Consider the following 22405-nt stretch of genomic DNA (forward strand, 5'->3'; position numbering starts at 1 on the left):
GCAGCGATGCTGCGGCGCCCTTCTGCGTGGCAGGACGTCAGGCCGCGATGTGGGAGATGAGGAACCAGCGGTCCTTCTCGAGCCCGCGCTGGATCTCGATCGCCACGTCCTGGCTGGTCAGGTCGACCTCGTCGAGACCGTCGACGGCGGCCTTCACGTCGACGAGGATCGCGTCGATGTCGCCGATCACGGCGCGGATGAGCTCGTCGGACTGCTCGAAGCCGGCGGGAACGGCGGTGCGGCCGGCCTTCTCGGCCACGGTCTGCACGCGCGCGTCGATCGGCAGGCCGAGAGCGACGATGCGCTCCGCGGCGGTGTCGGCGAAGTCGCCGGCGTGCGCGACGATCGTGTCGAGCAGCTCGTGGACACCGACGAAGTTCGCGCCGCGCACGTGCCAGTGGGCCTGCTTGCCGTTGACGGTGAGAGCCTGCAGGCCGTGCACGACGGGGGAGAGGAACTGCGCGGCGGCAGCGGCGACGGTCGGGTCGACGGCGATGCTGGGGACGGTCTGGGCCTTGCTCATGTGAACCTCCGGGATGTCTGCTTGCGCGTCTGGTGAGTACAACGCTACTCGGCACGACCCATTCCGCAAGCAAGCGTAGGCAACGCTTACCGGGCCGTTCTTCGGCGGAATCACGCGGGAGTGAGGGTAGTCTCACCTTCATGACCATCGCCGGGAACGCCTCCGTCATCGCCCTGGGAACGCGGGTGCCCCGCATCACCGCCGACGCCTTCGTCGCCGACGGCGCGCGCATCGTCGGCGAGGTCGCGCTGGGTGATTCCGCGAGCGTCTGGTACAACGCGGTGCTGCGCGCGGATTCGGCATCCATCACGATCGGCGCGCGCAGCAACGTGCAGGACAACGTCTCGGTGCACGTCGACCGTGAGCACCCCGTCGTCATCGGGGAGGACGTCTCGATCGGCCACAACGCGGTCGTGCACGGCTGCACGATCGGCGACGGCTCGCTCGTCGGGATGGGAGCCGTCGTGCTCAGCGGCGCGGTCATCGGATCCGGATGCCTGATCGCCGGCGGCGCGGTGGTGCTGGGCGGCACGGAGGTGCCGGACGGATGCCTGGTGGCGGGCGTGCCCGCGAAGGTGCGCCGCGCGCTCACCGCCGAGGAGCGCCGCGGACTCGTCGCGAACGCCGAGATCTATCTCGACCACACCCGCACGCACGCGGCCGCGCAGACGCGGTAGGGCGCTGCGCGGACGGTAGGCTGGTGCTCTACGGGGCGGTGGCCAAGCTGGTTAAGGCAGTGGGCTCATAACCCAACGATCGTCGGTTCAAGTCCGACCCGCCCTACTCCTTCGAGCTCACCCGCTCAGTCGTCGCTGCGGAATCCGGACGTCTTGTGCGCGCCGTCGCAGAACGGCTTGATCGACGACAGCCCGCATCGGCACAGCGCGATCGTGCGTCGGTGGCGTTCGATGGGCCTCCCTGCGGCGGACTGCAGATCGACGTCTCCGCGTACCAGCAACGGCCCGTCGGTGCACGCGGTGATGGTCGGTGCCTCGGCTCTGTCGGTCATCTGAACTCCTCGTCGCGGTGGGATCCGAGTCTCGCGTCCGTCCGCTTCGCACGGCAGGGACTTGACGGACGGTCGCGCCCCGTGTCAAGGCCTGTGAGCACGCCCGGGGCGCGCCCTAGGGTGGTCGCACGCGGATGATCCGACCCGGTCGCCGCCAGACGAAGGAGCCCCATGACGCTCAGCCTCTCCACCGAAGCGACGGCCGTCGCCATCGCCCCGCGCGGTCCGCTCAGCGCCGAACTGCTCGACGTGCTCGCCGATCGCAGACCCGAGAGGGCGGAGAACCTGCCGCAGCTGGCCCGCGATGCCGTCCTGGTCGAGGACCCGATCACCGACGACGACGTGCAGCTCTCGCTCTTCCTGCTGTACTCCGTCGCCTACGGCTCCCTGCCGCAGTTCGGGGCGCACTGGGAGTGGGATGTGTCTCTGCTCGCCACTCGTGCTGTCCTCGAGCGCGCCTTCGAGGATGCCGTGCGCGCAGCGGTGCCGCTGCCGGAGGCGCCGCAGCCCACGCGGGAGGACGTCGCCGCGGCGCTGTTCGCCCTCGCCGCCCCGCAGCCGGGACCGAGCCTGTCGCATTTCGTGAGCCGGAAGGCCGACGTCGATCAGGCGCGCGAGCTGCTCATGCAGCGCAGCATCTACACGCTGCGCGAGGCCGATGCGCATTCGTGGGCCATCCCGCGCCTGACCGGCCGTGCGAAGGCCGCGCTGATCGAGATCCAGGCCGACGAGTACGGCGGTGGACGGGTCGAGCGGATGCACCAGGTGATGTTCGCCGACGCGATGCGCGGTGCCGGACTCGACGACACCTACGGCGCGTACGTCGACGTCGTGCCGGCGATCACGTTCGCCTCGTTCAACCTGATGACGATGTTCGCGCTGAACCGCCGACTGCAGGGAGCGGTGGTGGGGCACCTGGCAGCGTTCGAGATGACCTCCTCGCTGCCGAGTCGAGCGATCGCCGAAGGGCTCAGACGGCTCGGGTTCGGCGATGACGTCGCGGCGTACTACGACGAGCACGTCGAGGCCGATGCGGTGCACGAACAGATCGCGGCGCGTGACCTGGCGGGGTCGCAGGCCGAGGATGCGCCCGAGCTTCTCGACGACATCCTGTTCGGCGCTGCGGCCTGCCTCACCGTCGACGGATGGGCGAGCGAGCACATCCTGCACGCGTGGGAGGCGGGCCGCAGCTCTCTGCGAGACGAGCGTCAGTCTGCCTGAGCGTCCTCGGACGCCGGTGCGGACCCGTCATCGGCGGTGTCGCCCAGCGGCCCGCCGATGACGCCGATGCCCACCGCGGCGTGGTCGGGCTCGGGGTCCGCAGGGTGCTCGACCTTGGGCTCCTCGCCGGGCTCCTTCTCCGTGCTCGGCTCGTCGAGCTCCTCCGTGGAGGGCTCCTCGTCGGGCTGCTCGTGGATGTTCGACATGTCTGCTCCTTTCCGCTTCCACCGTGGCGCGGGCGGGATGCCAGGACAACGGGGTTGACCGGCGGACGCCGACGGGTAGCATCGCGCTCCGACCGGATGCAAGGCGGGTGCCCCGCACCCGCGGATGCGGCATCCTGAACTCATGGCGACAGATGCTTCCCCGGCCGATGCCCACCGCGACGGTGAGCGACGGGAGGCGACGGTGCTCATCGTGCGGCGGGTGGCACGCGGCTTCTTCCGCACCTACTGTCCGGATGCCGCGGCGGGCCTGACGTTCTACGCGGTCCTCGCGATGTTCCCCGCCCTGATCGCCGCGTTCTCGGTCATCGGGGTGTTCGGCGAGAAGCGCGGTGCGGCTGAAGCCGTGCTCGACGTGCTGCGCGAGGTCGCCCCGAACGACATCGAGCAGGCGCTGCGGCGACCCCTGGAGCAGGTCGCATCGACGGCGGGCGCGGGCTGGCTGATCGTCCTGGCGCTCGTGTTCGCGCTGTGGTCGGTCGCCAGGTACGTCACCGCGCTCGGTCGTGCGATGAACAGGATCTACGGCGTGCCCGAGGGGCGGATGTTCTGGAAGGCGAAGCCGACGCATCTGATCGTCACGCTGGCGGTGTTCGTGCTCGTCACGATCGCCTGCGCCCTCGCGGCTCTCAGCTGGCCTCTCGCGCAGACGCTCGGTCGATTCCTGGGTGCCGGCGATGTCGCCCTGACGATCTGGCGCATCGCCCGCTGGCCCGCCGTCGCTGTCGTCGTGTGCCTGATCGTGGCGATCCTGTACTACTTCGCGCCGAACGTCGAGCACCCGAGGTTCCGGCTGATGAGCGTGGGGGCGCTGGTCGCGATCGCCGCCTTCGCCCTGGCGTCGGTCGGGTTCGGGTTCTACGTGAGCCACCTCGCCGACTACGACCGGATCTACGGATCGTTCGCGGGGATCGTGATCTTCCTGCTCTGGCTGTGGATCGGCAACATCGCGCTGCTCGTCGGCGCCCTGTTCGACGCCGAGCTCGAGCGCGTTCGCGAGCTGCGCCGCGGGGTGCCCGCCGAGCGCGAGCTGCAGGTGTCGCTGCGCGACACCACTCGCCTGGAGAAGACCGCGGAGAACGACGTCGCCGACGAGCGGCTGGCTCGCCGACTGCGCCGCTCCCGACGCTGAACGGCTCGCGATCGCTCGGATCGTCGCCGAACCCGCTCAGCGCACGCGGCGGCTGTTCGCGAGATCGATGAGGCGGGGCAGCACGTCACCCGCACGCAGTCCGTTGTGCTCGTGCTCGCTCGTCACCCAGGTGTGCACGCCGGGCAGGAGGCGAGCGGTCTCCATCGAGAACTCGAACGGCACGTAGACGTCGTTGACGTACACGGCGGCCGCTCCGACGGCCCCGGATGCCTGCACCGCGGCGGCGTCGTAGATTCTCGGCCACTCGTGCTCGGCCAGCTGGAGCGCGACGTCACGCCACGGCCGCAGGGCAGGGACGGTGTCGGCCCAGTCGCGGCGGATGTGCTCGCCGGTGAACAGGGTGGGATCGGCGGCGAAGTCGGCCGGTTCGACGCGTTCGGCGGACCATCGCGTGGCATGGCCGGACGCATAGCTCGACTCGTGGAACGCGAAGTACAGCGGGTTGCGACCGCCGTACGGCATCGCCGCGGCGAGGTCGTGCCGGAACGCGTTCGAGGTGGGGTCGAGCTCGAGCAGCGACCAGAGCTCTGCCAGCCGTCGTTCGTGCCCAGGGCGGAGCCCGCCGAGCGCAGCCTCGACAACGAGACGACTTCGCCATCGGGCAGGGTGAGCTCGCCGGCGAGCGCGAGGTCGGCGAGCCGTCGCATCCGATCGCGGTGCTCGGGGAAGCGACGGTAGTACCTCTCGGACGCATCGCGCATCTTGTCGTAACAGAGTGCGTACACCTCGTCGGGTGTGCGATCGAGGGTGCTCAGCCCGCCGGTGATGTACACGCGCTCGAGCGACGACGCGTCGGTCGACAGGTAGGCGAGGGTGGTGAATCCGCCGAACGACTGGCCGAGCACACTCCAGCGCTCGGCACCGAGGTGCTGCCGGAACGCCTCGCAGTCGCGCACGATGGCATCCGCACGCAGGTGCGTGAGGTGCTCGGCGACCGCCTCGGCGCCGCGCTGCAGATCCGCGTCCCGCACCGGGGTGGACCGGCCTGTCCCGCGCTGATCGAGCAGCACGACACGGTGCTCGGCGAGAGCCGCATCCAGCCACGACGGACCCGTCGGGGAGCGGAACGGGCGCGGCGCCTCATGTCCGGGCCCGCCCTGCAGAAACACCAGATAGGGCAGGTCCTCGCCGCCCGCACGGCTGACGACGGCCGCGAAGACGTCGATCGTGCGCGAGTCGCCCTGCTCGCCCCACACGAGCGGCAGGGTGAGCGTGTGCTCCTCGACGGTGAGATCCTGCATGTGGCGGACCGTGGTCCTGGCGTCGGTGGTGGTCATCACATCACGTTCCCGATATAGGAGTACTTCACGAACACCTCGGCGGCGATGCCGGACTCCTCCAGCACCCCCTGCAGTGCCGTCATCATGTAGTGCGAGTCCCAGCCCATGTAGAGGAAGTGCGACTCGTCGAACTCATCCCACTGGCCCTTCCACGCCATCTCGGCGTAGAGCGGGCCGCCGTGCTCCGCGCTGTAGGCGAGAGCTGCGGCGCGGTCGTCGGTCCATGCGCGTCGGAAGACCCGGTTGAACAGGGCGCGGACGTCCTTGATCTCCCAGTGCTCGCCGCGGTATTCGCAGTAGTCGAACTCCCGGTCCCATCCCGCGGGCCAGCCTCGTCGTCGCACGGCGTCCAGCACGGGTGTCAGCCCGTCGTCGTCGATCTCTCCGACGTCCGGGCGGGGCCAGATCCTCAGCAGCTCCGCGGTCAGCCGCACAGTGCGGGCGGCGATCGCGGCCGTGTTCCACGCCGGGATCCCGGCCAGCTCCCTGGTGGCCGAGATGCTGCTGCGGGCGTAGGCGAGATCGCGCTTCTCGGGGAACGACGCCCCGAAGACGCGCAGGGTGAGCGCATCCTCGAGCAGAGTGAGGTTGCCGAGCGTCGGGGTCAGCGCGCGGTGCGCGTTCTGCTCGTCCTCGCTGTACTCGTTCCACGCCCGGATGCCGTCGCCGCTCCACGAGGTGGCGGGAACGGGTGGGACGATGGTCTCCACGTCGTAGTCGGAGAGGTCCTCGACTCCCTCGATCCGCCCCAGCACGTACGCGGGGTGGGGGAGCTCACCGTACTTCAGCACGGCGCTGACCCGCTCGTCCGACGGCGTGATGCGGCCGATGGCCCGCATCAGCGCGTCATGGCCTTCGGCGCGAGCGCGGCACAGCCGGGCGATGAGACGGTCGGTGGGCAGCCCGACGATCGCGCGGCGCAGGAACAGCGCCTGAACCCACTCCAGCACGTCCACGAGCTGCTCTCGCGGGATGACGCCGCGGCGGTGGTCGGCGTAGGAGCTCATGACGAGCGGGTAGGCGGTGCGACCGAAGGTGTTCAGCAGCTGCAGCTGGCTGCGCAGAACCGGGTCCGGCTCGCGAGCGGGATCGAGCAGGATGCCGTAGATCTCGGCGTACTCGCGCCACACAGCCGCATCGCTGCGGAGGTGCTCGAGGTCGAGCCGGGGGAACGACCCGCGGAACGCCGCGTACACGCCGTGCTCACCGGCCGCGTCGATCTCCCGTCCCGTCGTCATGACCAGGTGATGACGCCAGAAGGCACCGATCGTCTCTCCCGTGTGCTGCTCGATCGGCAGCCAGAACTCTCGTTCGATGCGCTGCTGCTCCGCGTGCGAGAGACCCATCAGGATGTAGTTGTGGATCAGCTCGTGGTCGCGCAGCGGCTGCCCGGTCGAGTTCAGGCTCTCGAAGATCTGCTGAGCGCTCGCCCGCGGGCCCAGGGTGATCGACACATGCTCGAGGCGCTGCAGACCGCGCCAGATCGCTGGTGCCTCGTCGGCGTGCACCTGGCTGCGGAAGAAGGCGTAGTTGTCGTCGAACCGCGATTCGCGTTCCGCATCATCGCGTCGGTCGAGCACCACGGACTCGTAGAGCCCGGCCCAGGCGTCGTGCGGGCGCAGCTTGGTGCGCGTGGGATCGTCGGCGCGCACGAGCACCCGCTGCAGCTCTGACGCGAGCGTCGGGTCGCTCTCGCGGACCGCGTGGTGCAGGGCGGCGATGAGCAGCATGATCGTCGTGATCCGCTGCTGCCCGTCGATGAGGATCAGATCGTCATCCCCGGCATCCGCGCCCGCGCTGCCGGAGGCGGCATCCCGGCCCGACAGGATCGAGCCGATGAAGTGCCGGTGACCGTCGTCCTCGCCGGCGACCGCCCGGATGTCGGCGAGCAGCTTCTCGCAGCCGCCGATGTCCCACCGGTACTGGCGCTGATAGACCGGGACGACGATGTTCGTCGTCGAAGCGGAGAGCCACTCGATCGTTCCCGTCGCGTGTGCGTCGACGTTGGTCGCCATTGCCATGACTGCGTGATTCCTCCGGACGGCGGGGTGACGGTCCGCCGCATCGAGTCTAGTCCGGGGCCATTTTGTCCGGCCGAGCCGCCGGGGCCCGCTCAGGGCCCCGATGTAGGCTTGCCTAAGTAGGGCCTGTTAAAACGTGCTGGCCCATTACGAAAGGACATGACTCAGATCATGGGATACATCAAGTCCGCAGCCCTCGAAGACAAGGGTTTCGTCATCCTCGACAGCTACGGCGGGGAGATGGACCCGAAGGAATGGCTCGACATCGAGTACGTCGACTGGAAGTCCTCGGGCGACACCCGCTTCTCGCCGCTCGCCAGCGCCAAGGGCGAGATCGAGTGCAACGGGTTCTGGAACCACAAGCCGCCGCGCACCGACAAGGACGGCGTCTGGATCGACTCGCAGACCGCGATCGCCCCGACCCTCACCGCTCGTGCCAAGGAGCCGGGTGCCAACGTCGGTCGCTGCCGCGTCATCGAGCTGCAGCCGACCCCGTACGGCGAGTGCCTCTACAACCTCCACCAGGACGACAACAACCGTCTCAACCCCGACGGCACCGGCTGGGTCGTGCGCGGGTTCTTCAACCTCACCGACGACAAGGACAGCTACTTCGTCCTGCGCGAGAACCGCACCGACCCGAGCGTCGAGTACCGCATCGCCCTTCCGGCCGGAGCTCAGCTCATCGTCGACACGCAGCGTCTGTGGCACGCGACCACCCACAACGGCACCGAGCCGCGGTACTGCCTGATCACCTCGTGGGAGTCGGGCCCCGAGCTCGACGCCTACATCGAGAAGTACCACGGCACCGACCAGCACGAGCAGGTCGAGGTCCCGCAGGACGTGCTCGAGGCGGGCTACGCCGAGCAGGCGCGTCGGGATGCCGCTCGCGCCGCGTACTACGCCGCGAAGGGCCAGCAGGCCAAGCTCGCGATGAGCGAGGCGTAAGCCGCCCGCGCTTGTGATGACGGCCCCGGTCACCGCGACCGGGGCCGTCATGGCATCCGGGATGACACGCTTGTGATTCCCGGGCTTCTGGGCGATAATCGCCGTACAACCGCATAGTTCGCCACATCTTCGGATCAGGTCGTAGGGGAAGACGTACCTGATGAAACGGAGAGATCATGGCGACGGGATACGCACGCGGAGTGGTGTTCATCCACTCCGCCCCACGCGCGCTCTGCCCGCACCTCGAATGGGCGGTGGGACGCGCTATCGGTCGTGCCGTCAGCTTCGAGTGGAGCGACCAGCCCGTGCAGCCGGGCACCCGACGTGCGGAGTTCTACTGGGACGCGCCGGCCGGCACAGGGGCGGCGCTGGCGACGGCGATCCGCGGCTGGGAGCACCTGCGGTTCGAGGTGTCGGAGGACCCGACGCCGGGCAGCGAGGGCGGCCGGTGGCTGCACACGCCCGATCTCGGCATCCACTACGCGCAGACCGACTCGGCGGGCAACATCGTCATCGGCGAGGATCGGATCCGATACGCGATGGAGATCGCCGCCGGCAACGCCGCCGAGCTGCAGCGTGAGCTCGACGTGGCTCTCGGCTCGGCGTGGGACGAGGAGCTCGAGCCGTTCCGGCACGCGGGCGACGACACGCACGTCGTCTGGCTGCACAAAGTCGGCTAGCCGAGGCGCCTCGGCGACGGAGAAGACGTGCGGGAGAGGCGCGAGTAGCGGGATCCGGTGGGGGCACCCGGAGACCGAGAAAGCGAATCTCCCGCATCAGGCAGGAGCCCCCGCCGGGGAAGGCGGGGGCTCCGTCACGCCCGCGGGTGCGGGCGCGGGCTGGTCGTCAGACGCTGCGGAAGGCGACGACGGCGTTGTGACCGCCGAACCCGAACGAGTTGCTGATCGCCAGCAGGTCGCCGTCGCCCAGAGGCTGCGGCGACGTGGACAGCTTGAACGGCACGGCCGGGTCGGGCTCGGTCATGTTGATCGTCGGGGGAGCGACGCGGTCGCGCAGGGCGAGGATCGTGAACACGGCTTCGAGCGCACCGGTGCCGCCGAGCAGGTGTCCGGTCGACGCCTTGGTCGCCGAGACCGGGATCTCGTCGATGCGGTCGCCGAACACGCGCTTCAGCGCGACGTACTCGTTGGGGTCGCCGACGGGCGTGGAGGTGGCGTGCGCGTTGATGTGCGCGACCTCGTCCGGCGATGCACCCGCCTGCGCGAGGGCCGCCTCGACGGCGCGCGCCGCGCCGGTGCCCTCGGGGTCGTTTCCGGTGATGTGGTACGAGTCGGCCGTGACGCCGCCGCCCACCACATAGCCGTAGATCTTGGCTCCGCGGGCCGTGGCGTGCTCTTCGGTCTCGAGCACGAGGGCGGCGCCGCCCTCGCCCATCACGAAGCCGTCCCGGTCGATCGCGCCGGGTCGGGATGCGGTGGCCGGGTCGTCGTTGCGTCGGGAGAGCGCCTGCGCCGAGGCGAAGGACGCCATCGTGATCGGGTGGATCGCCGACTCGGCGCCACCGGCGATCACGACGTCGGCGAGACCGTCCTGCAGGTGCTCGTACGCGTTGGCGATCGACTCGGTGCTCGACGCGCACGCGCTCACCACCGTGCGGGCGAACGCCTTCGCGTTGAAGTGCAGCGAGAGGTTGCCGGCACCGGCATTCGGCATGAGCATGGGCACCGTCAGCGGCATGACGCGCCGGGGGCCCTTCTCGCGCAGGGTGTCCCAGGCATCCAGCAGCGTCCACACGCCGCCGATTCCGGTCGCCCAGTCGATGCCGAGACGCTCGGGATCGACATCAGGGGATCCCGCGTCCTCCCACGCCTCACGCGCCGCGATCATCGCGAACTGCGTCGACGGGTCGAGGCGCTTCGCCTCGTGACGCGGCAGCACCTCCTCGGGTCGCACGACGGCCTCCGCGGCGAAGTGCACGGGGATCTGGTACTTCTCGATCCAGTCGTGCGGCAGCGTGCGGGTTCCGGACTGGCCGGCGAGCAGGTTCGCCCAGTTCTCGGGAGCCGTGCCGCCCAGAGCGGACGTGGCGCCGATGCCGGTGACGACGATGCGCTTGGTCATGGGGGTCCTTCGTGAGGAGGAGGGATCGGTGCAGGAGGATGCCACACCCCGCGGTCCGCGGGGGTGGCATCCGCAGGTGTTACTCCTGGCCGGCGACGATGAAGTTGACGGCGTCGGCGACGGTCTTCAGGTTCTTGACCTCGTCGTCGGGGATGGTCACGCCGAACTTCTCCTCGGCGTTGACGACGATCGTCATCATCGAGATCGAGTCGATGTCGAGGTCGTCGGTGAACGACTTCTCCATCGTGACCTCGGACGCGTCGATGCCCGTCTCGTCGGTGACAAGCTCAGCAAGGCCGGCGAGGACCTCGTCGTTGGTGAGAGCCATGGTGTTTCCTACTTTCTCGGAATGGGTTGGACCGGTGATCAGTCTAGGGAAGGCGCGGGCCGGATCAGGGCAGCACGACGACCTGCGCGCCGAAGACCAGACCGGCGCCGAACCCGATCTGCAGGGCGAGACCGCCGCTCAGCTCGGGGTGCTCCTCGAGCAGACGGTGCGTCGCCAGCGGGATCGATGCGGCCGACGTGTTGCCGGTGGTCTCGATGTCGCGCGCGATGACGGTGGTCTCGGGCAGCTTCAGCTGCTTCGCGAACTCCTCGATGATGCGCAGGTTGGCCTGGTGCGGGATGAACGCGGCGAGATCGGATGCCTCGATGCCGGCCCGCTCGAGCGCCTCGCGGGCCACCTTCGCCATCTCCCACACCGCCCAGCGGAACACGCTCGGGCCCTCCTGGCGAAGCGTGGGCCAGGGGGCCTTGCCGTCGCGGAAGTCGGTGAGGGTGTGGTTCATGCCGACGAGGTCGGACTTCGAGCCGTCCGAGCCCCAGATGGTCGCGGAGATGCCAGGGGTGTCGCTCGGTCCGATGACCACGGCGCCCGCGCCGTCACCGAGCAGGAAGGAGATGCTGCGGTCGGTCGGATCGACGACGTCGGAGAGCTTCTCGGCGCCGATGACCACGGCGTGGCGAGCGGCTCCGGCTCGGATGAGCGCGTCCGCCTGCGCGACGGCGTAGGCGTACCCGGCGCACGCGGCGTTCATGTCGTACGCCGCCGCGGGTGTGGCGCCGATGCGATCGGCCACGATCGCCGCGACGGACGGGGTCTGCTTCGGGTTGCTGATCGTCGCGACGATCACCAGGTCGATCTCGGCCGGGTCGACCCCCGAGCGCTCGACGGCTTCCTTCGCTGCGGCGGTGGAGAGCTCGATCACACTCGTCTCGGGCACCGCGCGGGTGCGGGTGATGATGCCGGTGCGCTGCCGGATCCACTCATCGCTGGAGTCGATGGGGCCGACCAGGTCGTCGTTCGGCACCGCGTTCTCACCGCGCGCCGCGCCGACCGAGTAGATGCGGGTGTAGGCGGGGCCGGTGGCCTGCTTGAGGGTGCTCACGAGAGTGCTCCGTTCTGCGATGACCCGGTCAGCAGCTCCACAGCCGCGTCGAGGTCGTCGGGGGTCTTCACTGCGACATTCGGCACGCCGCGCAGTCCGCGCTTGGCGAGGCCGGTCAGGGCTCCGGCGGGGGCCACTTCGATGAAGCCCGTGATGCCGGCGGCGGTGAACGCCGCCATGCACAGATCCCAGCGCACCGGCGAAGAGACCTGGGTCACGATGCGGTCGAGGGCGTCCTGTCCGGCGTCGACGACGGCGCCGTCGCGGTTCGACCAGAGGGTGACGGTCGGATCGTTCGCGGCGATGTCCGCCACGGCGGCGCGCAGCGTGTCGACGGCGGGAGCCATGTACGAGGTGTGGAACGCGCCCGCGACCTGCAGCGGCATCACGCGCACGCCGCGCGGGGCACGCTCGGCCAGCTGAGCGAGCGCGGGCAGCGCGCCGGCGGCGACGATCTGCCCGGCGACGTTGTAGTTCGCGGGGGTGAGCTCGAGCTCGTCGAGCAGTGCCAGCACCTCGTCGACGTCGCCACCGAGCACCGCGCTCATGCCGGTGGGTGTGTGAGCTGCGGCATCCGCCATCGCTCGACCCCGGATGCCGACCAGGCGCATCGCGTCGTCGGCGGCGATCACCTCGGCGCCGACCAGGGCGGCGAGTTCACCGACGGAGTGTCCGGCCACGCCGTCGGCTCGGCGGCCGGCGCGCAGGCTCAGCTGCGCCGCGGCGATCAGCGACGCCGCGACGATCAGCGGCTGCGCGATGCGCGTGTCGCGGATGGTGTCGGCGTCCGATTCGGTGCCGTGCGCGATCAGGTCGACCTCGGCGGCGTCGGAGTACGCGCTCAGCCGGTCGGCGACGCCGTCCAACTCGAGCCACGGAGCGAGGAAGCCGGGGGTCTGGGAGCCCTGTCCGGGCGAGGCGACGACGATCACCTGTCCAGTCTGCCAACGATCGGTCACCGGTGGTGGATGAAACATCACAACAATCGACGAATCGATTGTGCGTGGCGCACATCGATTCGTCGCGTGCCGCTTCGGGGCGTCAGCGACGCCGCGTCACTGCACGACGTCTGGCGGGCTCCGCGGTGCCGATCGAGCCGAGGATCAGGGCCGTCTGCAGGATCAGTGCTTCGCGCGGGCCGGTGGCATCCCAGCCGATCACCTCGGTGACCCGCTTGAGCCGGTAGCGCACCGTGTTCGGGTGCACGAACAGCTCGCGGGCGGTGGCCTCCAGCGACCTGCCGTTGTCGAGATAGCTCCACAGCGTCGTGACCAGATCGGTGGAGTGGGCCTGCAGGGGTCGGAAGATCCGGTCGATGAGCGTCTGCTTGGCCAGCGTGTCTCCGGCGAGGGCCCGCTCGGGCAGCAGATCGTCGGCCTCGACCGGCCGCGGCGCGCCCCGCCAGGCCCGGGCGACGGCGAAGCCTGCCAGCGCGGCACGGGCGCTCTGCCCGGCGTCGACGAGCGCGGTCACCGGCGGGCCGAGCACGACGTATCCCGGCCCGAACGAGGGCTCCAGGCGCTGCGCGATCTCGCTGAACGGCAGGTCCTCGGTCTCCTCCTCCTTGCCGGGCACGCGGGCGCGACCGATGACGAGCACGAGCCTCGAGCCCTGCACGCCGATCAGCACGTCGACCGACATGCGCCGGGCGGTGCGACGCACCAGGTCGACGTCGAACTGCGGGGGAGTCGTGCCGACGAGGACGCTGACCTCGCCGTGGCCGTGCCACCCGAGGGCGGCGATGCGGCTGGGCAGCTCCTCGTCGGCCTCGCCCGTGAGGATGGAGTCGACCACGAGTGCCTCGAGCCTGGCATCCCACAGTCCGCGCGCCTCGGCGGCGCGGGCGTACACGTCGGCCGAGGCGAAGGCGACATCGCGCGAGTAGAGCAGGATCGCCTCGCGCAGATCCTCTCCGCGTCCGGCGACACGCTCCTCGGTGACCTCGACGGTGACGCGGATCAGCTGCAGCGTCTGCTGCAGGCTGACGCTGCGCAGCAGCTCGCGCGGAGCGGCGGCGAAGATGTCGGCGGCGATCCAGGGGGTCGACGTCGGATCCTCGTACCACTGGATGAACGACGTGATGCCCGCCTGGGCCACCAGCCCGACGGCGGAGCGTCGGGCCGGTGGCATGTCGGCGTACCACGGCAGGGTGTCCTCGAGCCGCTTGATCGTCACCGTCGCGATGTCACCGGAGATCCGGCGCAGCCAGGCGAGTGTCGCGGCCTTGTCCATGGCCTGCTGGGCGGTACTGCTCACAGGTTCAGCTCTCGCCGCCCGCGTTTCCACTGGTGCCGGCGTTCACGTCGAACAGACGGTACTTCTCGATGGCCTGGCCGATGACCGAGCGGTCGACCTTGCCCTCGTCGGCCAGCGCCTGCAGAGTGCGGACCACCATGGACGGACCGTCGATCTTGAAGAAGCGTCGCGCGGCCGCGCGGGTGTCCGAGAAGCCGAAGCCGTCGGCGCCCAGCGTGTAGTACGGGTTCGGAACCCATGGACGGATCTGGTCCTGCACGGCGTGCATGAAGTCGCTGACCGCGACGACCGGGCCCTCGGCGCCCTGCAGCTTCTGCGTGAGGTAGGCCGTCTGCGGCTCCTCCTCGGGGTGCAGGAAGTTGTGCTCGTCGACGGCGAGTCCGTCGTGGCGCAGCTCGCTCCACGAGGTGACCGACCACACATCCGCGCTGACGCCCCAGTCCTGCTGCAGCAGCTCCTGGGCCTCCAGCGCCCACGGCACGCCGACGCCGGAGGCGAACAGCTGCGCCTTGTGGCCCTCGCCCGTGCCGGGCTTGATGCGGTGGATGCCGCGGATGATGCCGTCGATGTCGGCATCCTCCGGCTCGGCCGGCTGCACGAGCGGCTCGTTGTAGACCGTGATGTAGTACATCACGTCGGGGTCGGGGTGCGATCCGCCGTACATCCGCTCGAGTCCCGAGCGCACGATGTGCGCGATCTCGTAGCCGTATGCGGGGTCGTACGAGACGGTGGCCGGGTTGGTGGATGCCAGCAGCGGCGAGTGTCCGTCGGCGTGCTGCAGTCCCTCACCGGTCAGCGTCGTGCGGCCGGCGGTGGCGCCGATGATGAAGCCTCGCGCCATCTGGTCGCCCGCGGCCCACATCGCGTCACCCGTGCGCTGGTAGCCGAACATCGAGTAGAAGATGTAGATCGGGATCAGCGGCTCGCCCTGCGTGGAGTACGACGTGCCAGCGGCGGTGAACGCCGCCATCGCGCCGGCCTCGTTGATGCCGACGTGCACGATCTGCCCCTGCGGGCTCTCCTTGTACGCGAGCAGGAGCTGGCGGTCGACGGAGGTGTAGTGCTGGCCGTTCGGGTTGTAGATCTTCGCCGTCGGGAAGTACGCGTCGATGCCGAACGTGCGCGCCTCATCGGGGATGATCGGCACGATGCGGTTGCCGAAGTCCTTCGCCCGCAGCAGGTCCTTGAGCAGACGCACGAACGCCATGGTCGTGGCGATCTCCTGGGTGCCGGATCCCTTGCGCGGCAGCGCGTAGGTCGACTCCTCGGGCAGCGTGATCGCGGTGTGCGAGGTGCGGCGCTCGGGGATCATGCCGCCGAGGTTGCGGCGGCGCTCGAGCATGTACTGGATGGTCTCGTCGTCCTTGCCCGGGTGGTAGTACGGGGGCAGGTACGGGTTCTCTTCCAGCTGCGCGTCCGTGATCGGGATCTGCATGGTGTCGCGGAACGTCTTGAGGTTGTCCAGCGTCATCTTCTTCATCTGGTGGGTCGCGTTGCGGCCCTCGAAGTGCGGACCGAGGCCGTAGCCCTTGACGGTCTTGGCGAGGATGACGGTCGGCTGGCCCTTGTGCTCCATCGCCGACTTGTAGGCCGCGTACACCTTGCGGTAGTCGTGACCGCCGCGGCGCAGGTGCCAGATCTCGTCATCCGAGAGGTCCTTGACCAGGGCTGCGGCGCGCTCATCGCGACCGAAGAAGTTCTCGCGGATGTACGCGCCGGACTCGGCCTTGTACGTCTGGTAGTCGCCGTCGGGGGTGGCGTTCATGATGTTCAGCAGGGCGCCGTCGGTGTCGCGGGCGAGCAGGTCGTCCCATTCGCGGCCCCAGATGACCTTGATGACGTTCCATCCGGCGCCGCGGAAGAAGGACTCGAGCTCCTGGATGATCTTGCCGTTGCCGCGCACCGGGCCGTCGAGACGCTGCAGGTTGCAGTTGATCACGAAGGTGAGGTTGTCGAGGCCTTCGTTGGCGGCCACCTGCAGCTGCCCGCGGCTCTCGACCTCGTCCATCTCGCCGTCACCGAGGAACGCCCAGACCTGCTGGTCGCCGGTGTCCTTGATGCCGCGGTTGGTGAGGTACTTGTTCGCCTGCGCCTGGTAGATCGCGTTGATCGGCCCGAGACCCATCGACACGGTCGGGAACTGCCAGTACTCCGGCATCGACCGCGGGTGCGGGTACGACGGAAGGGCGTGGCCCGCGTGCGACTTCTCCTGACGGAAGCCGTCCATGTCGGCCTCGCTCAGGCGCCCCTCGAGGAACGAGCGGGCGTAGATGCCGGGGGAGGCGTGGCCCTGGATGAAGATCTGGTCGCCGCCGCTGGGGTGGTCCTGGCCGCGGAAGAAGTGGTTGAAGCCGACCTCGTACAGCGAGGCGGCTCCGGCGTACGTGGAGATGTGCCCGCCGACGCCGATGCCGGGGCGCTGTGCGCGGTGCACGGTGATGGCCGCGTTCCAGCGGATCCAGTGCCGGTAGCGGCGCTCGATCTCCTCGTCGCCGGGGAACTCCGGCTCGTTGGAGGCGGCGATGGTGTTGATGTAGTCGGTGGTCGGCACCATCGGCACGCCGAGGTGACGCTCCTTCGAGCGCTTCAGCAGGCTGAGCATGATCTCCCGGCCGCGGCCGGGACCCTTCGCATCCACCAGCTCGTCGAGCGACTGCTGCCACTCGCCGGTCTCCTCTGGGTCGCTGTCCAGAGGTGCCTGGGAGTACGGATCCTGATCGTGGACGGTCACGTGGAGCCTTTCGTCAAGCTGGCAGGTCGTGCCAAGGAAACGGGATGCGCCGCGGTCGGACCTTGTCGGCACCGCACAACGCGCGCTGTGGTCAGCCTATATCCGTTCTGAAGACGTGTTCCGCAAATTCCGCACCGTAGAATGGGGCTACCAGGGCCTTTAGCTCAGCTGGTAGAGCGCCACGTTTACACCGTGGATGTCGTCGGTTCGATCCCGGCAGGGCCCACCGTACGCCGATGCGCGGGTGTCACATCTCCTCGTGCGAGGCAGGGTCTGCGTCGAAAAGGCGACCGTCGGCACGGCCGAGTCCGGTGATCGCGTCGACCTCGGCGGCGTCGAGCACGACGGATGCCGCCTCGAGGTTGGTGCGCTGATGCTCGGGCGACGACGCCTTCGGAATCGACACGGTGCCGCGAGCGACGTGCCAGGCGATGATCGCCTGCACGGGGGAGATGCCGTGACGCTCGGCGATCTCGATGATGACCGGCTCGTCGAGCACCTGCTCGGCACGCCCGAGCGGCGACCACGCCTCGGTGAGGATGCCGCGCTCGGCATGGAATGCGAGCGCCTCCTCCTGGGGGAAATAGGGGTGCACCTCGATCTGGTTCACGACGGGCCGCACACCGGTCGCCGCCTCGATGCGCTCGAGGTGCTCGGGAAGGAAGTTGGACACGCCGATCTGGCGGACGGTCCCGCGCTGCTGGGCATCGACGAGACCCTGCCAGGCCTGCTCGTACCGGCCGGTGATCGGGTTGGGCCAGTGGATGAGGTGCAGGTCGGTGGCATCCAGTCCCAGACGGAACCGGCTCTCCTCGATGCTGGTGCGCGCCTTCGCGGACTCGTGGTGGCGGCCAGGCAGCTTCGTGGTGACGATGATCTCGGCGCGATCGACTGCGGATGCCCGCACGCCGGCGCCCACGGCGCCCTCGTTCTCGTAGTTGAACGCCGAGTCGATCAGGCGGTAGCCGAGGCCGATCGCCGTGGCGACCGCCGTCGCGCCGGCTTCTCCGTTCAGCCGGTACGTGCCCAAGCCCACGGCGGGAAGCTGGAATCCGTTGTGAGCGGTGAAGACGGGAGCAGCGGTCATGGTGGCCCTTCGGTTCGTCGGTCAGGCCAGCCTACGGCCGCGCCGCCCGGCGCTCGCGTGTCAGCATGGAGGCATGTCGACCCCCACGAGCGATCAGCGATGCCCCTGCACCAGCGGAGACGTGTTCGGGGCGTGCTGCGGCCCGGTGCTGGCATCCGGGTCGGCGCCGACCGCGGTGCGACTGATGCGCTCCCGGTTCACCGCTTTCGCGATCGCCGACGAGGGGCACCTGCTGCGCACCTGGCACCCCTCCACTCGCCCCGAGCGGCTCGATCTCGACCGAGGCACCCGCTGGATGCGCCTCGACATCCTCGATCACAACGACGGCGGCCCGTTCGACGATCAGGGCGTGGTCGAGTTCGAGGCCTTCTACCGCGACGACGAGGGCAGAGGCGCGCTGCGTGAGCGCAGCCGCTTCGTGCGCGAGAACCGCGTGTGGCTGTATGTCGACGGTGTCGTTCGCGCTGACTCGGCGTGACGTCGACGGGCGCACGCGCAGCGGCTAGATTCGAAGGGTGAAAGCCACCCCCGAGCACCAGCGCCGCCTCCTCGACATCGCCGACCTCGACCGCAGGATCGCGCAGGCGGAGCGCGCCCGCACCACGCCCCCGCAGGGTGCTCGCATCAACGAGCTCGCCGCCCTCCGCCAGCGTCAGCTGGGCGAGCTGACCGGGCTCACGGGGGTGCTCGACGATGCGAAGGCCGAGCTCGCCCGGCTGGAGTCCGACGTCTCCCTCGCCGCGCAGCGGCGCGACAAGGACGCCGCTCGTCTCGCCACGGCGACCGACCCGAAGCAGGCGCAGGCGCTCGAGAACGAGATCGAGAGCCTCGGCCGGCGCATCACGATGCTCGAGGATTCGGAGCTCGACGTGATGGGGCGGGTGGAGGACGCGCAGGCGGCGGTCGACGCGCAGCAGGCGCTGATCGACCAGACCCAGTCCGAGGGCGCTCAGCTCACCGCCGCCGCGAAGGCGGAGATGGCGGCAGCGGCCGCCGAGGGCGAGCACCTCGCACGCGATCGTGCCGCTCTCGCCGAGAGCGTGTCCGCCGAGCTGCTCGCCGAGTACACGCGCCGCGCCGCGAGGGGTGGAATCGGGGTCGGCCTGCTGCGCCGGCGGATCTGCGAGGGCTGCCAGATGGTGCTCTCCGGCAGCGAGCTGGCGGCCGTGCGGGTGGCGGCCGAGGACGACGTCGTGTCGTGCCCGGAATGCGGCGGGATCCTCGTGCGCACCGACGAGTCCGGGCTGTGAGGACCGGCACCCGTCTCGACGACCGTGCCGATGCCGGCCGCGGGTGACAGACCGGATGCGGTGACCCGAGCCGCCGAGCCACCGCACGCCCTGGTGGCGCGAGCCCCGAGCGGCGGGTGGATCATCATGCTGCACGCGGACGTCGACGCCGACCCGGCGGTCACGGAGGTCGCCGACCGCGATCTCGTCCTGCGGGTGCGGGAGATGGAGCAGGAGCTGTCACCGCGCTGGACCGTGCGGAGCCTGCGCACGTTCTACCCGCGGCTGCTCGCCGCCGGGGTGCGGCTGCGCCGGGCGCACGATCTGCTGCTCTGCCACGCCATCCTGCGCGACACCGCGTCGTCGTCGCATCCGGTGCCGCCGTCGGACCGCTGGCTGCGGACCGACGACATCGACGACGCCGCCGGGCAGCCGGGGCTGTTCGATGTGGACGCCGCGAGCGCCGGACGCGGCGACGACATCGACGAGGTGAGGGCGCAGTGGCGAGCTCAGCTGACGGCACTGGCCTCGGCACCCGACTCCCGCCTCGCGCTGCTCTGCGCCGCGGAGTCGACGGGTGCCCTCGTCGCGGAGGAGATGACCGCGGCGGGCCTGCCGTGGAGCACCGCGGCCCACCATGACATCCTCGAGCAGCAGCTCGGCCCCCGGCCGCTGCGCGGCGCGCGGCCGGCGCGCATGGCGGTGCTCGCCGCCGAGATCGGTCGCTGTCTCGACGACCCGAGCCTGAACCCCGACAGCACGCCGCGCCTGCTGCGGGCGCTGCACCGTGCCGGCGTGTTCGTCGACTCGACCTCGCGATGGGAGCTGTCGCGCGTCGAGCATCCGGTGGTCGGTCCGCTGCTGGAGTACAAGAAGCTCGCCCGACTGTTCACCGCGAACGGATGGGCGTGGCTCGATGAGTGGGTGCGTGACGAGCGGTTCCGTCCGATCTATCTCACCGGCGCCGTGGTGACCGGGCGCTGGGCGTCATCCGGCGGCGGGGCGCTGCAGATACCGCGTCAGCTGCGCGACGCCGTCCGGGCGGACGCCGGCTGGATGCTCGTCGACGCCGACGTGGCGCAACTGGAGCCGCGCGTGCTCGCCGCCATGTCGCGCGACAGCGCCATGGTCGAGGCGGCGCGCGGGCGCGACCTGTACGAGGGCGTCGTGCGCTCGGGAGCGGTCGCGACGCGTGACGAGGCGAAGTACGCGGTGCTCGGAGCCATGTACGGCGCGACCACGGGTAAGAGCGGGCAGCTCGTGCCCCGGCTGCGCACCGTGTATCCGCGGGCGATGGGGCTCGTCGACGCCGCCGCGCGCACCGGCGAGCAGGGGGGAGTGGTCAGCACGCTGCTCGGCCGCAGCTCGCCCCGACCCGACGACGCGTGGCGCCTGGCGCAGTCCGTGGCGGGAGGGCCAGACGCTGCGGGGGCAGAGGAGAGCAGGGCGCGCGGCTGGGCCCGCGAGCGCGGGCGCTTCACCCGCAACTTCGTCGTGCAGGGCACGGCCGCCGAGTGGGCGCTGCTGTGGCTCGCCGAGATCCGCCACCGCCTCATGGCGCTGCCGCCGGCCTCCGTGCCTGCGGCCTCCTCCGGCCCGATCTTCCGCGACCGCGCGCATCTCGCCCTCTTCCTGCACGACGAGGTGATCGTGCACGCCCCCGCGGAGCAGGCACAGCTCGTGGCGGGCATCCTCCGCGATGCCGCGGACGCCGCCACCGCCCGGCTGTTCCCCGGCTTCGACATCGACGTGCCGCTCGACGTGCACGTCGCCGAGAACGCCGCGAAGGACGCGTAGAATCGAGGGGCGAGTGGGTCGGCCGGACGGCCGCGTGGCGCGTGAGCGCACCGAGGAACGTCCGGGCTCCACAGGGCAGGGCGGTGGGTAACACCCACCCGGAGTGATCCGCGAGACAGTGCCACAGAGAGAAGACCGCCCCCTCGGGGGTAAGGGTGAAAGGGTGGTGTAAGAGACCACCGGGGAGCGCGGTGACGCGCTCCGCCAGGTAAACCTCGCCCGGAGCAAGACCAGACAGAGGACGTTGACGCGGCTCGCCGAGTCCTCGGGTAGGTCGCTGGAACGACACGGCAACGTGTCGTCGAGAGAGATGGCCGTCAAGGGAGCGAAGAACTCCTGAACAGAACCCGGCGTACAGGCCGGCCCACTCGCCCCGAACACGCAGGAAGGCCCGGTCGATGACCGGGCCTTCCTGCTGTGCGCGTGATCAGTCGACCGACAGAGCCGCCGCGCCGATGATGCCGGATGCGTTGCGGTGCACGGCCGACACGATCGGGGTGCGCAGATCGAGCAGCGGCAGGAACTTCTCGGGATGCTTCGACACGCCGCCGCCGACGACGAACAGGTCGGGGCTGAAGAGGAACTCGACGTGCGAGTAGAACTCCTGAAGGCGTGCCGACCACTCCTCCCACGACAGGCTCTCGCGCTCCATCGCCGAGTAGGCGGTCCAGCGCTCGATCGACTCGCCGTCGCGGTTGAGATGACCGAGCTCGGTGTTCGGCACCAGCACGCCGTTGTAGAGGAAGGCCGAGCCGATCCCGGTGCCCAGCGTCGTCATGATGGTGAGCCCGCGGGCATCGCGCGCGGCACCGTGACGAGCCTCGGCGACGCCGGCCGCGTCCGCGTCGTTGACGAACGTGATGCTGCGGCCCAGTCCGTCCTCGAAGAACTTCTCCGCCTCGAAGTCCACCCACTCCTTCGAGATGTTCGCAGCAGAGAGCGTCCTGCCGTACTTCACGATGGCGGGGAAGGCCACGCCCAGCGGCAGCGTCGACTCCGCGACACCCAGGGTGTCGAGCACGCCGCGCACCGTCTCGACCACGTCGGCGGGGTGAGCGCCCTCCGGCGTCGGGACGCGCACTCGATCCGAATCGAGAGTGCCCGTGGAGAGATTGACGATGCCCGCCTTGATGCCCGTTCCGCCGATGTCGACGCCGATTGCCTGTGCCATGGCGAATAGCCTAGCGATGCACGACGCAGCGATTAGGATCGTGACGAGATCCCGACGAAGGAGCTGACATGTCCGACGGCGACGAGAAGTACTGGTACAACCTCAGCACCGGGGAGGTCGAGTTCGGCATGCTGTCCGCATCGGTCGACCGGGTCGGTCCGTTCGACACGCGTGAGGACGCGGCTCGCGCCCCCGAGACCCTGCGCGAGCGCTCTCGCGCGTGGGCCGCGGACGACGCGGCCGACGACGCGTGGGGCTCCAGCTCTCTCGAGTCTGGCCAGTGAG

General features: G+C 69.9%; 22 protein-coding genes, 2 tRNA genes, 1 other RNA gene and 1 pseudogene. 12 read left to right on the top strand and 14 right to left on the bottom strand.

What is annotated here, in order from left to right; all coding sequences use genetic code 11:
* Positions 1–37 precede the first annotated feature (37 nt).
* Positions 38–523 (bottom strand): Dps family protein, encoded by a 486-nt coding sequence (locus H9633_RS12445; RefSeq protein WP_071643473.1) that lies wholly within the window; start codon positions 521–523, stop codon positions 38–40.
* Between the two features lie 140 nt (positions 524–663).
* Here H9633_RS12445 and H9633_RS12450 point away from each other — a divergent pair, with 140 nt between their 5' ends.
* Together H9633_RS12450 and H9633_RS12455 are read left to right on the top strand one after the other, a co-directional pair.
* Positions 664–1200: a gamma carbonic anhydrase family protein gene (locus H9633_RS12450; RefSeq protein ID WP_191713365.1), complete on the top strand. Its 537-nt coding sequence runs from the start codon at positions 664–666 to the stop codon at positions 1198–1200.
* Positions 1201–1232: 32 nt separating this feature from the next.
* Positions 1233–1306, top strand: a tRNA-Ile gene (locus tag H9633_RS12455).
* A gap of 19 nt (positions 1307–1325) precedes the next feature.
* Here the strand turns inward: H9633_RS12455 and H9633_RS12460 are convergent.
* A complete protein-coding gene (locus tag H9633_RS12460) occupies positions 1326–1532 on the bottom strand; it encodes a CDGSH iron-sulfur domain-containing protein (RefSeq protein WP_071643477.1) in 207 nt (68 codons plus the stop codon).
* 171 nt (positions 1533–1703) lie between these two features.
* Here H9633_RS12460 and H9633_RS12465 point away from each other — a divergent pair, with 171 nt between their 5' ends.
* A complete protein-coding gene (locus H9633_RS12465; protein WP_191713366.1) occupies positions 1704–2753 on the top strand; it encodes an iron-containing redox enzyme family protein in 1050 nt (349 codons plus the stop codon).
* Here H9633_RS12465 and H9633_RS12470 read toward each other — a convergent pair.
* A complete protein-coding gene (locus H9633_RS12470; RefSeq protein ID WP_191713447.1) occupies positions 2741–2959 on the bottom strand; it encodes a hypothetical protein in 219 nt (72 codons plus the stop codon). The genes H9633_RS12465 and H9633_RS12470 overlap by 13 nt on opposite strands.
* A gap of 142 nt (positions 2960–3101) precedes the next feature.
* Here H9633_RS12470 and H9633_RS12475 point away from each other — a divergent pair, with 142 nt between their 5' ends.
* Positions 3102–4109 (top strand): YihY/virulence factor BrkB family protein, encoded by a 1008-nt coding sequence (locus H9633_RS12475; RefSeq protein WP_191713367.1) that lies wholly within the window; start codon positions 3102–3104, stop codon positions 4107–4109.
* A gap of 36 nt (positions 4110–4145) precedes the next feature.
* Here the strand turns inward: H9633_RS12475 and H9633_RS13075 are convergent, their stop codons facing one another.
* The 3 genes and pseudogenes from H9633_RS13075 to H9633_RS12485 form a co-directional block, all read right to left on the bottom strand.
* Positions 4146–4592 (bottom strand): hypothetical protein, encoded by a 447-nt coding sequence (locus H9633_RS13075; protein WP_225211530.1) that lies wholly within the window; start codon positions 4590–4592, stop codon positions 4146–4148.
* 299 nt (positions 4593–4891) lie between these two features.
* Positions 4892–5407: pseudogene (locus H9633_RS13080) on the bottom strand (alpha/beta fold hydrolase); the annotation flags it as partial.
* Positions 5407–7431: a DUF262 domain-containing protein gene (locus H9633_RS12485; protein WP_191713368.1), complete on the bottom strand. Its 2025-nt coding sequence runs from the start codon at positions 7429–7431 to the stop codon at positions 5407–5409. The pseudogene H9633_RS13080 and the gene H9633_RS12485, both read right to left, overlap by 1 nt.
* 171 nt (positions 7432–7602) lie before the next feature.
* Here H9633_RS12485 and H9633_RS12490 point away from each other — a divergent pair, with 171 nt between their 5' ends.
* A complete protein-coding gene (locus H9633_RS12490) occupies positions 7603–8376 on the top strand; it encodes a hypothetical protein (protein WP_071643496.1) in 774 nt (257 codons plus the stop codon).
* A gap of 176 nt (positions 8377–8552) precedes the next feature.
* Positions 8553–9056: a DUF3145 domain-containing protein gene (locus H9633_RS12495; protein WP_191713369.1), complete on the top strand. Its 504-nt coding sequence runs from the start codon at positions 8553–8555 to the stop codon at positions 9054–9056.
* Positions 9057–9222: 166 nt separating this feature from the next.
* Here H9633_RS12495 and H9633_RS12500 read toward each other — a convergent pair whose 3' ends face one another.
* The 6 genes from H9633_RS12500 to aceE all read right to left on the bottom strand — a co-directional run bounded on the left by H9633_RS12500 (position 9223) and on the right by aceE (position 16836).
* Positions 9223–10458, bottom strand: coding sequence for a beta-ketoacyl-[acyl-carrier-protein] synthase family protein (locus tag H9633_RS12500; RefSeq protein WP_191713370.1), 1236 nt, complete (start codon positions 10456–10458; stop codon positions 9223–9225).
* A gap of 79 nt (positions 10459–10537) precedes the next feature.
* Positions 10538–10786, bottom strand: a complete 249-nt coding sequence (locus tag H9633_RS12505) for an acyl carrier protein (protein WP_071641880.1) — start codon at positions 10784–10786, stop codon at positions 10538–10540.
* A 64-nt stretch (positions 10787–10850) separates the two neighbouring features.
* Positions 10851–11849 carry a beta-ketoacyl-ACP synthase III gene (locus H9633_RS12510; RefSeq protein WP_071641878.1) on the bottom strand — a complete coding sequence of 333 codons (999 nt, stop codon included), beginning with the start codon at positions 11847–11849 and terminating at the stop codon, positions 10851–10853.
* The gene (locus tag H9633_RS12515) at positions 11846–12781 is read right to left on the bottom strand and encodes an ACP S-malonyltransferase (protein ID WP_191713371.1); all 936 of its coding nucleotides are present in this window, start codon (positions 12779–12781) and stop codon (positions 11846–11848) included. The genes H9633_RS12510 and H9633_RS12515 overlap by 4 nt, the downstream gene beginning before the upstream one ends.
* Before the next feature lie 109 nt (positions 12782–12890).
* Positions 12891–14081: a PucR family transcriptional regulator gene (locus H9633_RS12520; protein ID WP_071641874.1), complete on the bottom strand. Its 1191-nt coding sequence runs from the start codon at positions 14079–14081 to the stop codon at positions 12891–12893.
* A gap of 28 nt (positions 14082–14109) precedes the next feature.
* Positions 14110–16836 (bottom strand): pyruvate dehydrogenase (acetyl-transferring), homodimeric type, encoded by a 2727-nt coding sequence (aceE, locus tag H9633_RS12525; protein ID WP_071641872.1) that lies wholly within the window; start codon positions 16834–16836, stop codon positions 14110–14112.
* Between the two features lie 153 nt (positions 16837–16989).
* On the opposite strand from aceE, the gene H9633_RS12530 reads away from it, so the two are divergent.
* Positions 16990–17062: transfer RNA gene (locus H9633_RS12530), tRNA-Val, on the top strand.
* Positions 17063–17083: 21 nt separating this feature from the next.
* Here H9633_RS12530 and H9633_RS12535 read toward each other — a convergent pair.
* The gene (locus H9633_RS12535; RefSeq protein ID WP_191713372.1) at positions 17084–17923 is read right to left on the bottom strand and encodes an aldo/keto reductase; all 840 of its coding nucleotides are present in this window, start codon (positions 17921–17923) and stop codon (positions 17084–17086) included.
* Between the two features lie 73 nt (positions 17924–17996).
* Here H9633_RS12535 and H9633_RS12540 point away from each other — a divergent pair, with 73 nt between their 5' ends.
* The 4 genes from H9633_RS12540 (at position 17997) to rnpB (ending at position 21320) form a co-directional block, all read left to right on the top strand.
* The gene (locus H9633_RS12540) at positions 17997–18401 is read left to right on the top strand and encodes a YchJ family protein (protein WP_191713373.1); all 405 of its coding nucleotides are present in this window, start codon (positions 17997–17999) and stop codon (positions 18399–18401) included.
* Between the two features lie 37 nt (positions 18402–18438).
* Positions 18439–19173, top strand: a complete 735-nt coding sequence (locus H9633_RS12545; RefSeq protein WP_191713374.1) for a zinc ribbon domain-containing protein — start codon at positions 18439–18441, stop codon at positions 19171–19173.
* Between the two features lie 30 nt (positions 19174–19203).
* Positions 19204–20949: a bifunctional 3'-5' exonuclease/DNA polymerase gene (locus H9633_RS12550; protein ID WP_191713375.1), complete on the top strand. Its 1746-nt coding sequence runs from the start codon at positions 19204–19206 to the stop codon at positions 20947–20949.
* 14 nt (positions 20950–20963) lie between these two features.
* Positions 20964–21320, top strand: an RNA gene (gene rnpB / locus H9633_RS12555) — RNase P RNA component class A.
* Positions 21321–21376: 56 nt separating this feature from the next.
* On the opposite strand, the gene ppgK is transcribed toward rnpB, so the two are convergent.
* A complete protein-coding gene (ppgK, locus tag H9633_RS12560) occupies positions 21377–22120 on the bottom strand; it encodes a polyphosphate--glucose phosphotransferase (protein WP_191713376.1) in 744 nt (247 codons plus the stop codon).
* 68 nt (positions 22121–22188) lie between these two features.
* Between ppgK and H9633_RS12565 the strand changes: the two genes are divergently transcribed.
* The gene (locus H9633_RS12565; protein WP_071641837.1) at positions 22189–22404 is read left to right on the top strand and encodes a hypothetical protein; all 216 of its coding nucleotides are present in this window, start codon (positions 22189–22191) and stop codon (positions 22402–22404) included.
* Position 22405 lies beyond the last annotated feature (1 nt).

Source organism: Microbacterium commune, assembly GCF_014836945.1.
In the GTDB taxonomy this organism is placed as follows: Bacteria; Actinomycetota; Actinomycetes; order Actinomycetales; family Microbacteriaceae; genus Microbacterium; species Microbacterium commune.

Coding starts and splice junctions, on each gene's coding strand:
- H9633_RS12445 (WP_071643473.1), bottom strand. CDS start 523: ATGAGCAAGGCCCAGACCGTCCCCAGCATCGCCGTCGACCCGACCGTC.
- H9633_RS12450 (WP_191713365.1), top strand. CDS start 664: ATGACCATCGCCGGGAACGCCTCCGTCATCGCCCTGGGAACGCGGGTG.
- H9633_RS12460 (WP_071643477.1), bottom strand. CDS start 1,532: ATGACCGACAGAGCCGAGGCACCGACCATCACCGCGTGCACCGACGGG.
- H9633_RS12465 (WP_191713366.1), top strand. CDS start 1,704: ATGACGCTCAGCCTCTCCACCGAAGCGACGGCCGTCGCCATCGCCCCG.
- H9633_RS12470 (WP_191713447.1), bottom strand. CDS start 2,959: ATGTCGAACATCCACGAGCAGCCCGACGAGGAGCCCTCCACGGAGGAG.
- H9633_RS12475 (WP_191713367.1), top strand. CDS start 3,102: ATGGCGACAGATGCTTCCCCGGCCGATGCCCACCGCGACGGTGAGCGA.
- H9633_RS13075 (WP_225211530.1), bottom strand. CDS start 4,592: ATGCCGTACGGCGGTCGCAACCCGCTGTACTTCGCGTTCCACGAGTCG.
- H9633_RS12485 (WP_191713368.1), bottom strand. CDS start 7,431: ATGGCAATGGCGACCAACGTCGACGCACACGCGACGGGAACGATCGAG.
- H9633_RS12490 (WP_071643496.1), top strand. CDS start 7,603: ATGGGATACATCAAGTCCGCAGCCCTCGAAGACAAGGGTTTCGTCATC.
- H9633_RS12495 (WP_191713369.1), top strand. CDS start 8,553: ATGGCGACGGGATACGCACGCGGAGTGGTGTTCATCCACTCCGCCCCA.
- H9633_RS12500 (WP_191713370.1), bottom strand. CDS start 10,458: ATGACCAAGCGCATCGTCGTCACCGGCATCGGCGCCACGTCCGCTCTG.
- H9633_RS12505 (WP_071641880.1), bottom strand. CDS start 10,786: ATGGCTCTCACCAACGACGAGGTCCTCGCCGGCCTTGCTGAGCTTGTC.
- H9633_RS12520 (WP_071641874.1), bottom strand. CDS start 14,081: ATGGACAAGGCCGCGACACTCGCCTGGCTGCGCCGGATCTCCGGTGAC.
- H9633_RS12535 (WP_191713372.1), bottom strand. CDS start 17,923: ATGACCGCTGCTCCCGTCTTCACCGCTCACAACGGATTCCAGCTTCCC.
- H9633_RS12540 (WP_191713373.1), top strand. CDS start 17,997: ATGTCGACCCCCACGAGCGATCAGCGATGCCCCTGCACCAGCGGAGAC.
- H9633_RS12550 (WP_191713375.1), top strand. CDS start 19,204: ATGCCGGCCGCGGGTGACAGACCGGATGCGGTGACCCGAGCCGCCGAG.
- ppgK (WP_191713376.1), bottom strand. CDS start 22,120: ATGGCACAGGCAATCGGCGTCGACATCGGCGGAACGGGCATCAAGGCG.
- H9633_RS12565 (WP_071641837.1), top strand. CDS start 22,189: ATGTCCGACGGCGACGAGAAGTACTGGTACAACCTCAGCACCGGGGAG.